The organism is Clostridium sp. UBA5119, assembly GCF_002414285.1.
Lineage (GTDB): Bacteria > Bacillota > Clostridia > Clostridiales > Clostridiaceae > Clostridium_J > Clostridium_J sulfidigenes.
On sequence record NZ_DHYX01000049.1, the window covers coordinates 1 to 13,907 of the forward strand.

At 29.6% G+C, this 13,907-nt stretch carries 13 protein-coding genes, 4 tRNA genes and 1 other RNA gene; 3 read left to right on the top strand and 15 right to left on the bottom strand.

The window, feature by feature from the left end:
• From B2671_RS07135 to B2671_RS07170, 8 genes are all read right to left on the bottom strand, one after another.
• Nucleotides 1–1,336 (bottom strand): M3 family oligoendopeptidase (locus B2671_RS07135; RefSeq protein WP_346869788.1); only part of this gene is annotated, 1,336 nt, incomplete at its 3' end.
• 172 nt (nucleotides 1,337–1,508) lie between these two features.
• Nucleotides 1,509–1,769, bottom strand: coding sequence for a pro-sigmaK processing inhibitor BofA family protein (locus B2671_RS07140; RefSeq protein ID WP_346849257.1), 261 nt, complete (start codon nucleotides 1,767–1,769; stop codon nucleotides 1,509–1,511).
• A gap of 106 nt (nucleotides 1,770–1,875) precedes the next feature.
• Nucleotides 1,876–2,157 (bottom strand): DUF2508 family protein, encoded by a 282-nt coding sequence (locus B2671_RS07145; protein ID WP_346869789.1) that lies wholly within the window; start codon nucleotides 2,155–2,157, stop codon nucleotides 1,876–1,878.
• A gap of 214 nt (nucleotides 2,158–2,371) precedes the next feature.
• Nucleotides 2,372–2,968: a recombination mediator RecR gene (gene recR / locus B2671_RS07150; protein WP_150843613.1), complete on the bottom strand. Its 597-nt coding sequence runs from the start codon at nucleotides 2,966–2,968 to the stop codon at nucleotides 2,372–2,374.
• A 14-nt stretch (nucleotides 2,969–2,982) separates the two neighbouring features.
• Nucleotides 2,983–3,321 (bottom strand): YbaB/EbfC family nucleoid-associated protein, encoded by a 339-nt coding sequence (locus tag B2671_RS07155; protein WP_035134633.1) that lies wholly within the window; start codon nucleotides 3,319–3,321, stop codon nucleotides 2,983–2,985.
• 90 nt (nucleotides 3,322–3,411) lie between these two features.
• Nucleotides 3,412–5,046, bottom strand: coding sequence for a DNA polymerase III subunit gamma/tau (dnaX, locus tag B2671_RS07160; protein WP_346869790.1), 1,635 nt, complete (start codon nucleotides 5,044–5,046; stop codon nucleotides 3,412–3,414).
• 283 nt (nucleotides 5,047–5,329) lie between these two features.
• An RNA gene (ffs, locus tag B2671_RS07165) (signal recognition particle sRNA large type) lies at nucleotides 5,330–5,595 on the bottom strand.
• A 2-nt stretch (nucleotides 5,596–5,597) separates the two neighbouring features.
• Nucleotides 5,598–5,687 (bottom strand) — tRNA-Ser (locus tag B2671_RS07170).
• A 170-nt stretch (nucleotides 5,688–5,857) separates the two neighbouring features.
• Here B2671_RS07170 and B2671_RS07175 point away from each other — a divergent pair.
• Nucleotides 5,858–6,556, top strand: a complete 699-nt coding sequence (locus B2671_RS07175) for a TIGR00266 family protein (RefSeq protein WP_346869791.1) — start codon at nucleotides 5,858–5,860, stop codon at nucleotides 6,554–6,556.
• A gap of 82 nt (nucleotides 6,557–6,638) precedes the next feature.
• On the opposite strand, the gene lgt is transcribed toward B2671_RS07175, so the two are convergent.
• The 4 genes from lgt to B2671_RS07195 form a co-directional block, all read right to left on the bottom strand.
• Complete coding sequence (gene lgt / locus B2671_RS07180; RefSeq protein WP_346869792.1) at nucleotides 6,639–7,415, bottom strand: prolipoprotein diacylglyceryl transferase; 777 nt, start codon at nucleotides 7,413–7,415, stop codon at nucleotides 6,639–6,641.
• A gap of 49 nt (nucleotides 7,416–7,464) precedes the next feature.
• A complete protein-coding gene (locus B2671_RS07185; protein ID WP_346869793.1) occupies nucleotides 7,465–7,689 on the bottom strand; it encodes a (2Fe-2S)-binding protein in 225 nt (74 codons plus the stop codon).
• A 2-nt stretch (nucleotides 7,690–7,691) separates the two neighbouring features.
• Complete coding sequence (tadA, locus tag B2671_RS07190; protein WP_346869794.1) at nucleotides 7,692–8,144, bottom strand: tRNA adenosine(34) deaminase TadA; 453 nt, start codon at nucleotides 8,142–8,144, stop codon at nucleotides 7,692–7,694.
• A 59-nt stretch (nucleotides 8,145–8,203) separates the two neighbouring features.
• Nucleotides 8,204–8,280 (bottom strand) — tRNA-Arg (locus tag B2671_RS07195).
• Between the two features lie 297 nt (nucleotides 8,281–8,577).
• Between B2671_RS07195 and B2671_RS07200 the strand changes: the two genes are divergently transcribed.
• Nucleotides 8,578–9,966 carry a pyruvate carboxylase subunit B gene (locus tag B2671_RS07200; RefSeq protein ID WP_346869795.1) on the top strand — a complete coding sequence of 463 codons (1,389 nt, stop codon included), beginning with the start codon at nucleotides 8,578–8,580 and terminating at the stop codon, nucleotides 9,964–9,966.
• Between the two features lie 127 nt (nucleotides 9,967–10,093).
• Complete coding sequence (locus B2671_RS07205; protein ID WP_346869796.1) at nucleotides 10,094–10,981, top strand: phosphatidylserine decarboxylase; 888 nt, start codon at nucleotides 10,094–10,096, stop codon at nucleotides 10,979–10,981.
• A 34-nt stretch (nucleotides 10,982–11,015) separates the two neighbouring features.
• Here B2671_RS07205 and B2671_RS07210 read toward each other — a convergent pair whose 3' ends face one another.
• The 3 genes from B2671_RS07210 to B2671_RS07220 all read right to left on the bottom strand — a co-directional run bounded on the left by B2671_RS07210 (nucleotide 11,016) and on the right by B2671_RS07220 (nucleotide 13,874).
• A complete protein-coding gene (locus B2671_RS07210) occupies nucleotides 11,016–13,304 on the bottom strand; it encodes a methyl-accepting chemotaxis protein (protein ID WP_346869797.1) in 2,289 nt (762 codons plus the stop codon).
• 272 nt (nucleotides 13,305–13,576) lie between these two features.
• Nucleotides 13,577–13,651 (bottom strand) — tRNA-Arg (locus B2671_RS07215).
• 132 nt (nucleotides 13,652–13,783) lie between these two features.
• Nucleotides 13,784–13,874, bottom strand: a tRNA-Ser gene (locus B2671_RS07220).
• Between the last annotated feature and the right edge of the window lie 33 nt (nucleotides 13,875–13,907).

Below are 13,907 nucleotides of genomic sequence, written 5' to 3' on the forward strand. Positions count from 1 at the left end.
TTCTTTCATCTGGCGTAGCATCTGGATTCTCATATACAAAGTGTTGGAATTCATCTACTGTTACACCATAAGGAATAAATTTAATAGCATCTCCTAAATGAGAGTATTTATATTTAGCTTCTTCATCTTCAAAAAAAAGTTTCATCCATGGCCAAGTAAAAAATTCCATGCTCATTGAGTGAATCTCACAACTCTCATAAGTTGGGAAGTTACACTCTGGTATAGAAATCCATCTACTTCTATAACATTGGAATGCATGACCAGCTTCATGAGTTAATACATCTACATCTCCTGAAGTACCATTAAAATTGGAAAATATAAATGGTGATTGATAGTTTGGTATATAAGTACAGTATCCGCCACCTTGCTTGCCCTTTTTAGTAACTAAATCCATTAAGTCATTTTCTATCATGAAATCAAAAAATTCTTTAGTTTCAGCTGAAAGTTCAGAATACATATTTTTACCATTATTAACTATCCATTCCGGATTTCCTTTAGGTTTAGCATTTCCAGTTAAAAATTCAAACTTTTCATCATAATATTTAAGTTGATCTAACTCTAACCTTTCTACTTGTCTTTTATATAGTTTATTTGCTATCGGTACTATATAATCTTTTACTTGATCTCTAAATTTACTTACCATTTCTGAATTGTAGTCAGTTCTTAACATTCTCACATATCCAAGTTCTACAAAGTTTTTAAATCCAAGCTTATGTGCTATAGTAGTTCTAACCTTAACCATCTCATCATATAATCTATCTATTTCTGCTTCATTATCTGTAAAGAACTTATATTTAGCTTCACTAGCACGTCTTCTCATATCTCTATCTTCTGACAATATAAATGGAGTTAATCCAGATAAGTTTCTTTCTTCACCTTCAAACATAATTTTAGCTGAAGCTATAAGTTTACTATATTCAGATGATAGTTTATTTTCTAATTGTAAATCCTTTATTACTTCTTTAGAAAATGATTTTATATTATATTCTGCTATACTAAAGAATTGTTTTCCAAATTCTTTTTCTAATTCTAATCTGAATTTACTATTTACAATAACTTTGTAAAATTCTGAGTTTATTTCGTTATATAGAGGATCATATTCATCCCAATATTCTCTTTCTTTACTATAAAACTCATCCTCCGTATTTATACTATATCTTATGTTAGCTATAGTACTTAAAGTAACTATTTCATTTCTAATTTCATTAATTTCATTAATAAGCTCTTTAACTTCGATTATGTTGTTACTCTCATTTGTTTTATCTATTAGCCCCATTAATTTTTCTTTTATTTTTTCATAATTTGGTCTTGCATATTTAAATTCATTAAATCCCATTCATACACCCCCCATTTGATAAATAAATTCTACCATTTTAAAAATATTCTGTAAATACATTTTTTGTTTTTTCTAAATTTACATATTAATTTTCTCAATTATATCTATTAGTTTAAAAAAGGAGTGCAGCTTCTAACTTATTAAAAAGTTATTTTACCACACTCCCTTTTCCCTATCTAAGATAATTCAATATTATTAAGAATAACACCCCTGGTATACCAAGTATTCCAGCTATAAGTGCTGTTATTGCATTAATAGGTATTACTAGTCCAAAGTTTCCACCTACTAAATTTATTAACCACAATAATATACCCCCAGCTATCCCGTTAACAATTAAGTTTAATAGAACTTTTAGTGGCCATGCAAATATTTTACCAATTATAAATATTGCAACTATAGCTATTATAAAAAATATAATGTTTGGCATTTTCATCCCCCTTATAATTAAAATTATTTTAGTAATTATTAAAATAAAATCTTATGATTAATTCTTAAATAATTTTATCTATTAATAAATTTATTAGTTATTTTACTTTATATTACCACTTATTGCAATAATTTAATTCTTCTATCATACAATCAACCCCCACTGTTATTCCACTTTTCTTTGCTTGGTTTAGAAAATATACATATTTAGCTTTAGCTTCATCTTCTTTATATATAGATATATCTATTAAACTTTTATCACTAACATTATCGAAGCAACTTCTAGCAACTTCAATTTCCGTTATTGAGTCCTGTATTCCTTTTATTATTTCACACTGCTCAGGTGTATAAATATTCTTAGCTAGTATAGTCTCTATTATTTTATCTCTGTTCATAATAATACCTCCATTATATATACTTAAATATATTTTTGACATATAATGGATGGTATATACTTGTTATTTGAATTGTATGTTATATAAACAGAGTTATTTGTTTCAGAGGAAGTTTTACTCCCACTTTGAAGAAGNNTTAGAGCTGGTAGTCATCGCATAAAAAAGACTTGTGAAAATATATCTGCTATTCTCACAAGTCTCCTGTATAAATCAATTATATTTCTTTTCTACCTTCTAGGGCTTTAGATAAAGTAACTTCATCTGCATATTCTAAATCTCCACCTACTGGAATTCCATGAGCTATTCTTGTAACTTTAACTCCAAAAGGTTTTAATATTTTTGATATATACATGGCAGTTGCTTCACCTTCTATGTTAGGATTTGTTGCAACAATGATTTCCTTTAAATCATTATTTACCCTAGTTATCAATTCTTTTAACTTTATGTCATCTGGTCCTCTACCTTGCATTGGAGATATTGTGCCATGAAGTACATGATATACCCCATTAAATTCTCTGACTTTTTCAATGGTCATTATATCTTTAGGTTGCTCAATTACACATATTGTACTTTTATCTCTGTTAGGATTTGAGCATATAGCACATGGATCGCTATCAGTAAAATTTCCACATATTGAACAATACTTTATTGTACCTCTTGCCTTCACTAATGCATTAGCAAATTCTTCAACCTCATCTTTAGGAAGATTTAAAACATGCAATGTAAGTCTTTGAGCAGTTTTACTTCCTATCCCCGGCAGCTTTCCAAATTCCTCAATTAGTTTTTCTATAGCTATAGGATAAAAATCCAAATTAGTCACCTCTATTAAAACATTCCTGGTATATTAAGTCCACCAGTTAGTTTTCCCATAGATGAATTAGTTTCTTCTTCTGCTTTCTTCAAAGCTTCATTTACAGCTGTTAAAACTAAATCTTGTAACATTTCTACATCATCTGGGTCAACTACCTCTGGTTTGATTATTATATCTTTTAATTCTTTTTTACCAGATACTCTTACTGTTACAGCTCCACCACCAACAGATGCTTCAAACTCTTTATTTTCTAAATCTTTCTGAGCTTCCTCCATTTGTTTTTGTAGTTTTTGTGCTTGCTTCATTAAATTATTCATATTTCCACCCATTCCTGGAAATCCGCCTTTTGCCATTGTAATACCTCCTAAAAAATATATTTCATTATAACTAGTATATAATATTATATTATAATGTAACCATCAATTTATTAAAACCTTTAAATTTTATTCATCACATATTTCCACTAATGCCTCGGGAAATATATCTGATAGTATTTTTTCTTTATTAACTTCCCTATTTATGTTATCATTTTCTATTTCATAAATAACATGAACCTTTTCATCTAATACCTCTGAGAATATATCATTTATAATTTTTCTATATTCTTCTCTTTCAAGTCTTTGTTTATGAAAATTATATTCCTTTGTAAAGCCGACAGTAATAACTCCATTCTTGAATTTCTGAACTTTTCCCATCATTAGCGCTGTAGCTATTACCATATTATTTTTTTGCTTAAGGATATTTTGAATATCTTTAAAAGACTTTCTAATAATTTCAACATTTAGCTTACTTTCTCCTGCTGTAATTGGTAATTCTATATTTTCATTATTAAGCTCTACTGGTTTGCTTATTTCAACTTTAGTTATACTTGGATTTATTTCTGGTCTTATTTCCTTTACTTCTTTTATTGTACTTTGTACTGTAATATTCCCTGATGCAATTTTATCCTCTAATCTATTAAGTCTAGCTAATATAGTTTCCATAGAGGTATCATATTTTATCTTACACATTTTTATTACTGCTAGTTCTAAATATATTCTAGCCTGCTTTGTACCCTTAGAGCTATCTTCAGCTTCTTGAAGTATACTTATACACCTCATGATTTCCTCTACTCTAATTCTAGTACTTTGATTTTTTATACTTTCTATATTTTCAATAGACATATCTAATACATCTTCTAAGTTATTACTTACATTTATCATTAATAGATTTCTCATATGCGTAATCAAATCCCTAATTAGTAAGTTAATATCTTTTCCATCCAATATTAATTTATTTACTACTCTTATGCATCCCTCTGTATCTCGATTTATCACATTATCTACTATAGTCACCATGCTGTCATTAGTAGTTATTCCTAACATATCTACTAAATCCTCATATCTAACTACATTGTTTATTGATATAGCTTGATCTAATATTGATAAAGCATCTCTCATTGCTCCATCACACATTCTAGATAATAATCTTAAGCTACTTTCTTCAATGTTTACTGATAATGAATCGGCTATTTGTTTTAACCTTAAAAATATATTTTCACTACTTATTCTCTTAAAATCAAACCTTTGACATCTTGATAATATTGTTATAGGAAGCTTTTGAGGATCAGTAGTTGCTAATATAAAAATTACTCTATTTGGTGGTTCTTCTAATGTCTTAAGAAATGCATTAACTGCACCAATGGATAGCATATGAACCTCATCTATGATAAATACCTTATACTTAGCTTCTTGTGGTGGGTATTGAACATCATCAATAATATCCCTTATATTATCAACACTGTTGTGAGATGCTGCATCTAACTCTGTTACATCTATAGCTGTACCTTGGTTTATACTTTTACACATTTCACATTCATTACATGGTTCACCATCTATAGGGGTTAAACAATTTATTGCCTTTGCAAGTATCTTTGCTGTTGAAGTTTTACCTGTTCCTCTAGTTCCGCATAGTAAGTATGCATGAGCTATCCTATCGCTTTTTATGGCGTTTTTAAGCGTTACAGTTATATGTTGCTGTCCAACTACGTCGCTAAATAATTTAGGTCTCCACTCTCTATAAAGTGCTCTATATCCCATGTATCCTCACTCCTTACATTAAAATTTGTAAATATATATATATCTACCAATACTTCTTAATTATTTATTCTACTCAAAAATAATTCTTATCTTATCTATTATAATACTTCTCATAGTTATATTCTATATTCTTTACCAACTTATATTAAGTAATCAATTATATATACCTAGTTTGTCTAAAATATTTCAATATAGACTAACTCATTTAATTTATATTTCAAATTAATTATTTAAAAAAGGATAAAAAAAAAGATGTCTTTAACATCTTAAATAAAAAATAAAGTCGTACACCTTGCTTCGATAATCAGTTTATATGCGTTACCTATACAGTTAACTCAAACCAGGTTAATCCACGGCACATGGAAGGTCTCACTTATCGCTGCTTCCTTCCAGACCTGACGAGATTCATGAGTTTCCATTGCGTGGGACCCAGTTATCAACGCCACTTATATAGGCCAGACCATACAAATTGATACCTCAGCAAGGAATTCAATCCTGCTGTAGCGGATTGCAGGTTACAGGGCACCGCTAACTCCCCATCTAGTACGACATGGCGGAGAGAAGGGGATTCGAACCCCTGATAGAGTTGCCCCTATACACGCTTTCCAGGCGTGCTCCTTCGACCACTCGGACATCTCTCCATATCGTGTATTCATTATTATACTATTTTAAATCATTACTTTCAAGTAAAACTTATTTAAAAATATATTCCAATTGTAGTATAATTTCATTAGGACTAACAATGTTTTCAATTTAAATTAATAATATATATATATTTATCATAAAATAATATGAATGGAGGTAGTTTTTTATGATTAATTATGAAATTAAAGGTGGTTCCATGCCAGTAGCTATCTGTTACCTAAATAGTGGAGATAAAATTGTCTCTGAATCAGGAGCTATGGGGTGGATGAGTGACAATATAATTATGGACTCTAACATGAAAGGTGGCCTATTTAAAAGTATAGGAAGATCTCTATCAGGAGAAAGCTTATTTTTAAATACCTTTACTTGCTCAGGAAATGTAGGGAAAATAGCATTCCCCTGTTCTGTCCCAGGTAGAATAATGGCTAAAGAGCTTCAACCTAATGAATCTATAATTTGTCAAAAAGGTGCTTTCATGGCAGCTGAAGATTCTGTAAATCTTAATATTCATTTTAAAAAAAGATTCTCTAGTGGCTTATTTGGTGGCGAGGGTTTTATCCTTCAAAGAATAACCGGTCCTGGAACAGTTCTTTTAGAATTTGATGGTCACGTTGAAGAGCTTAACTTAAATCCTGGAGAAAGAATAAAAGTAGATACTGGCCATGTAGCTGCTTTTGAATCAAGTGTAAATTTTGATATTGAAATGGTTAAGGGACTAAAAAACATATTCTTTGGTGGTGAAGGCTTATTTTTAACAACACTGACAGGCCCTGGAAAAGTATACCTTCAAACTATGCCTCTTCAAAATTTAGCAGGTAAATTATCTTTTTATCTTAATACCGGTAGCACTAATTTAAGAGATTAAATATCTTTATAGTGCCAAAAAAATAACCTTTTAGATAATAAAATATTTTTTGTAAATATTGATTATCTAAAAGGTTTAATTTTTAAATATGTGTAATTGTACTATTCTTCTTTCTGTATATTATTATAAGCCCTACAATCCATATAAGTACTCCTATAATACTTACAATTTGAGCTGTTCTAAGCCCAAACATCATTAAGCTGTCTGTTCTAAGTCCCTCTATGAAAAATCTTCCTATAGAATATAGTCCTATATAAGTTAAAAATACAACTCCATTCTTTTTAACCTTGTGTAACATATAGAATAGTATAAAGAACACTACTAAATTCCAAATTGATTCATATAAAAATGTAGGATGATAGTAAGTTCCATTTATATTCATACCACTTTGTATGAACTCTGGAAACTTACTTATAAAAGCTTCTGTTACAGGTCCACCATGTGCCTCTTGATTAAAAAAATTACCCCATCTTCCAATGGCTTGGGCTAATATAATACATGGTGCTGCCATGTCTAGTGCAGGTGAAAGCTTTATACTTTTTCTCTTTGTACATATATACACTACTATTACTGCTGCAATTAGTCCTCCATGAATAGCAAGGCCACCTTGTCTAATATTAAATATATCCATCAAATTATCCTTATAATATCCAAACTCAAATAATACATAATAAAGTCTTGCACCAATTATGGAAATTGGAAATGCAATTAAGAATATAGTTAATACATCATCATAATTTATCCCTTTTAATTTACAAGTATATTGACTTAATAAAAGCGCTAACATGGTACCTGAGCATATTACAATTCCGTACCACATAACATCTAATCCAAATATACTTATGGCTACTGGATTCATCTATTCCCCTCCTTAATCCTTTTTATATTATTATAATCTATATAATTAATTATTTGTATTCTTTTAATAATTCTTCTATAGTATGTTTACATCTCGTTCCCTTACAACTTCCTGTTCCAGCCCCTGTTGCCTTTTTTATGTCTTCAAAAGATTTAGCTCCATCAGCTATTGCCTTTTTTATAGCTGCTCTAGATACAACTTTACAAATACAAACCTTAGTATGTTTATCTAGTACTGCCTGTCTTAATGCCTCTTGTTTTGCTTGTTCTTCCATATTTACAGTTTCTCCTTTCTCTTTTGCTTGAAAAAATCTTGTAGTAAATTACTACATTCTTCATTATACAGCCACTTAATATTAACCCAATGATTTAAATTTTCACTTTGAGTAATATTAAATACTGAGCCACATCCTCCAGCTCTGGGGTCAAAGGTTCCAATATATAACCTTTTTATTCTGCTTTGAACAATAGCACCAGCACACATAGGACATGGTTCTAATGTAACGTACATATCACATTCATTAAGTCTCCAATCCCCTATAGCTTCTGATGCTTTTTTTATTGCAATAATTTCTGCATGGTTAGTAGGATCATTGGTATCTTCCTTTATATTATGACCTGTAGCTATTATTTTATTGTTTTTTACTATTATTGCTCCCACCGGAACTTCATTTTTACTCTTTGCAATCTTAGCTTCAATAATTGCTTGTTGTAAAAAATAATTATCCATAACTTACTCCTCTTTATTATATATAAAAAAAACTTAGTAAAGCAAGCCTTACTAAGTTTTGGTGCGCACGAGAGGAGTCGAACCTCCGGCCTTCCCCTTAGGAGGGGGATGCTCTATCCTGCTGAGCTACGGGCGCATATTACCTAATCTCTATTATAATAATATATTTATTCTTCGTCAATAGATTAATATCTATATTTTTACTATGAACCTATTCTCTTAATGTTAATTAATCAACATATATAAACTATTTAAAATAATATATCTATAGAATTTATTATTTTCATAATTATATGCACATAATATAAAAAATCTTTTAACTTTATATATTTGTCAGAAAAATAAATGATTTATTGCAGATTTTTATTTAAATCTATGTTAAAATACTAATATATTGTGATTTTGCAACAAAAAATTCAGAGGTGATTTTATAATGAAGAAGATTAACATAACCGAAACAGTTCTAAGAGATGCAAATCAATCTCTTATTGCAACAAGACTTCCTTTTGAAGATTTTGCACCTATTCTTAAAGATTTAGATGATGCAGGATATTATTCATTAGAGTGTTGGGGTGGAGCAACCTTTGACTCTTGCTTAAGATATTTAAATGAGGATCCATGGGAGAGATTAAAGAACATAAAGAAAATAGTTACCAAAACCCCTCTTCAAATGTTATTACGAGGACAAAATATTTTAGGATATAAACACTATCCAGATGACGTAGTTAGAGAATTTATTAAAATGTCTGTTTATCACGGTATGGATATAATAAGAATATTTGATGCATTAAATGACTTTGCTAATATAGAAGTTGCTATGAATGAAACTATAAAGCAAGGTGCTCATGCACAAGGAACTATAGTTTATACTGTAAGTCCAATCCATGATGTTAAAAACTATACTAAACTAGCAAAACAACTTGAAAATATGGGGGCAAACTCTATTTGTATAAAGGACATGGCTGGCCTTATAATGCCTTCTATAGCATATGACATAGTTAAGAGTATAAAGGAAACTGTTAAAATTCCAGTATTTTTACACTCTCACAGCACAAATGGTATTGCTGAAATGGCTTACTTTAAAGCTGCAGAAGCTGGTGTAGATGGAATTGACTGTTCAATTTCTTCATTCTCTAGTGGTACAGCTCAACCTCCAACAGAATCTATGCATCATGCACTAGAAACTGCTGGATTTGAAACAGGTCTTAATATAGGTACCTTAACTCAAATTAATAATTTCTTTAAACCAGTTAGATCAAAAGTTTTAGAAGATGGATTACTAGATCCAAAGGTATTAACTCCTCAGCCTGAAGGACTTACAAACCAAATACCTGGAGGAATGTTATCTAATATGATTTCTCAACTTAAAGCTCAAAATTCTATTGATAAGCTTGATGCAGTTCTTGCAGAAGTTCCTAAAGTAAGAGAAGACTTAGGATTCCCTCCACTTGTTACTCCAATGAGTCAAATGGTTGGAACTCAAGCTACAGTTAATGTATTAACCGGTGAAAGATATAAAATGGTTCTTAAAGAGGTTAAAGCTTATTGTAGAGGAGAATATGGTAAGGCTCCTGGGGAAATAAATGAAGAAGTTCTTAAAAAAGCTCTTGGAAATGATACTCCTATTGAAGGAAGATATGCTGATACTTTAGAACCAACCTTCCAAAAGACAAAAGAAGAACTGAAAAATATAACAACTAGCGAAGAAGATATTCTTTCTTACTTAGCCTTCCCACAAATAGCCGAAGAGTTCTTTAAAAAGAGAAGTGAAAAGCCATCTAATGATGATATGAGGAAACTAACTAATAGTGAAGTAATATAAAACTTATTTAAATATCTCCAATTAAGATATAGTAATGTATCTTAATTGGAGATATCTTTATGTACCTAGTATATTTTCTGTTATAATATCATTATGTTAAATTTAAGATAAATCTGGAGTTGATATTGTGATAAAATACTATGATAGAAAAAATAAGACCTATTGTGAAGAAAATGTAGCAGGTGGAGATATACTTAATTTTATGTACAGTAACCCGGTTGCTAAAACTTTTATACCCAAAATTGCAAGTCGAAAATTCTTAAGTAAGCTCTATGGAATGGGCTGCGATAGTAAGCTTAGTAAAAAATATATACACCCTTTTGTAGATAGATTCAACATAAATATAGATGAATATGAAAAAAATATAGATGAATATAGCTCCTTTAATGACTTTTTTTATAGAAAACTTTCAAAACACAGTCGTAATATCTGTAAAGATGATGAATCATTTATCTCACCCTGTGACGGTAAACTATTAGCTATAGAAAAAATTGATGAGAATTCTAGCTTTACAGTTAAAGGATTTAAATATACCCTTAATGAGTTATTGCAAAATGAAGAATTAAGTAAGAATTATTCTAATGGTACTTGTTTAATATTTAGATTATGCCCAACTGATTATCACAGATTTCACTTTGTTGATTCCGGAACTTGTTCTAAATCCACATTTATAAAGGGTAAATATTACTCAGTTAACCCCATAGCTCTTGAAAATATAAGTAAGGTTTTTTCAGAAAATAAAAGAGAGTATAGTATCCTAAAAAGTGATAATTTTGATGATGTTATCTACATAGAAGTAGGCGCTACCTTTGTTGGTTCTATTATTCAAACCTACTCCTCATCATCCAAAATTAACCGTGGAGATGAAAAAGGATATTTTAAGTTTGGTGGCTCAACAGTTATAATTATACTAAAGGAAAATATATTAAAATTAGATGAAGATATATGTTATCAAAGCAATTTAGGAGTAGAAACCTCTGTATATATGGGAGAAAAAATAGGAGTAAGAATTTAAATTCTTACTCCTATTTTTATAATCTAAACTTATTTTATAATCTAAACTTAAGTGTAGTATTATTTAATTTATCTGCATTTTCCTTGTTTTCTATAGCAGTACTTTTTATACTCTCAATATTTCCTACTATATCCATAGTTTTAGATGATATAGATGATACTCCCATAGCTCCCTCTGTAACAGTTACTGATACTTCATCTATGGCAGTAACAATTCCTTCTATAGCTTGATTTAGTACTGCAGCTTCACTGCTAAACTCATTCATAAAGTTGTTGAATTGATCTGCATCTTTTTCGTATAAAGCTCCTTGCTCTATATTTTTATCATAATCATTAATTACTTGTTGTTCTATGAAATTGCTCATGCGCCCAGCACTAAGAGCCAATTCTTCTACAGATTTATTTACTATTTTAACTATTCTTTGTATATCTGCTGCTGTTTTACCAGACTCTTCAGCTAACTTTCTAACTTCATCTGCAACTACAGAGAATCCTCTTCCTGCTTCTCCTGCACGAGCAGCTTCTATTGCAGCATTTAAAGCTAATAAATTAGTTTGTTGAGTTATCTTAAGTATAGAATCAGCTAACTTATCAATCTGCTTAACTTCCTTAGAACTTGTTATAGCAACTTCCAACTCACTTTTTACACTATTATAAATATCATTGGATTTTTCTTTAGATTCTATAGCACTAGCTTTTATACCCTGAGCTCTCTTAAGAATATCCTTAGTTATTTCATACCCTTCTAATGCTTCACTAGCTATATTCTGTACACTCTTAATCATTTCAGTAGAAGATGCTGCAATTTCTTGAGAAGTTGCTGATGTTTCTTCTATACCAGATGATACACTTTCAGTTTCAAATAATGTTTCATCTGCTTTAATTTTTAATGACTCCGTAGATTCTTCTACTATATTAGCATTATTAGTTAATACTTCAGTAGTTGCTGCAATATCTCCAACAACTTCCCTTAACACTTCTCTCATATTTATAATAGATCTATATATAAGACCTATTTCATCCTTAGACTTAATTATAGCTAAATTATCATTAGTTAAATCTAATTTAGCTGTTTTATTAACTAAAGCGGCAACAGTCACTATAGGATTTATAATTACACTTGCCATTACCATTATTATAATAGAACCTATAATAACTATAGCTAATGCTACTAATGCTATTTGTTTAACCATTGTTATTACTGGTTTTCTTATTTCATTACTATTAACATCTATAACCATAATCCAATTTGTCCTAGGTACTAATCCATAAGATGACATTACTTTATTCCCATTTATCTTATACTCTACAGATCCAACTTCTACATTGCTTCCCTTCATAGCCTTATCTACTATATCCTTTATTTCAGGAATATCTATTGTTTGTCCAATTTTTTCTTTGTTTGGATGATATATTATATTTCCTTTTTCATCAATTAGATATGCATAACTATTTTCTATCTGTCCAATTTTTATATTTTCAATATAGGTAGAAAAACTTTCAGCATAAACATGTAATGCTATATATCCTACACATTTACTATAGTTAGCTTTATCTAATACAGGATATGTAAATACTAAAACTCCTTTATCACCAGCAACGGATTTAATTGTATTACTTATCCACTTACCCCCACTAGAACTAGTACTGTGATAAGAATTATCAACTTCATTAGCTCCAACTAATGCTTCTTCACTATCAGCTACTATATCACCTTCTGGACTAACTAATGATATTCTGTCTACATGTTTATTACTAGATATATATGACTTAAAGCCTTCATTTATATTTTTAACATCTTCTTTACTATTTTTTTTCTGAGCATAATTTAATAAGACATTAAGATTATCTTTAGAATTTGATAGAGCAAAAGCTTCATTAGTAACTTTATCCATCATAACAGATATAGTTTGTATAGATGATGTAGTTATACCCTCCATATTTTCTGTACTTTGACTTGAAATCGTCTTTGAAGAGTTTATGTACATAATTGTACTAGTTATTATCATTGATACTATTGTAAGACCTATCATACTAATTAATATTTTTCTTTTAACACTAGTTCCTTCAACCTGTAATTTTCCTTCTTTATAAACCTTAGCTGTGGATTTTATACTGTTTATATTGTTACTTATATCATTAATTTTATCCTTATCTATTTTGTTACTAGTTCTAATTTTTTTACTAATGGAATTTTTATGTCTAATTGCAATTTTACTAAATGCATTCTTAATACTTTTGCTTATATTTTGAGATGTACTTTTTAAATTAAATGAACTATGTTTCCTTTTTTTTAAAGTCTTATCAGACTTTCTTTTAATCATAAATATACCCCCATATATTAATAATTTATATAGTAATTATCGTGCGTAAAAATCTATACTAAATACACATTATACATATTATGTAATTAACATTAAATATATTTACCTATAATCAAATTAGTTAAATTATATAATAATTTACATACATAAACTCGTTATATAATTATTATATATGAATTTTCCTACATTTAAAGTCGAAATTTATCATATCCCTCTTATATATTTATATAAAAATAAAAAAGCCATTGCAAATTAACTGCAATGACTAAATATGGCAGGGTGTGTAGGAATCGAACCCGCAATATACGGTCCGTAGCCGTATGTTATATCCATTTAACTAACACCCCAAAAGGTTATTTAAATAACTATTACATGATAACATAGAATCCTCATGATTTCAATAATTATTTTTTGATTTTATTATACCTTATTGAGTCAAAAAAAACGAATTCTTAAGAATCCGATTTTTAAATATATCTTGGCGGAGAAAGAGGGATTTGAACCCTCGCGACGGTTACCCGACCTACGCCCTTAGCAGGGGCGCCTCTTCAGCCACTTGAGTATTTCTCCAAAAAATAAAAAAATGGCGGAGAGATAGGGATT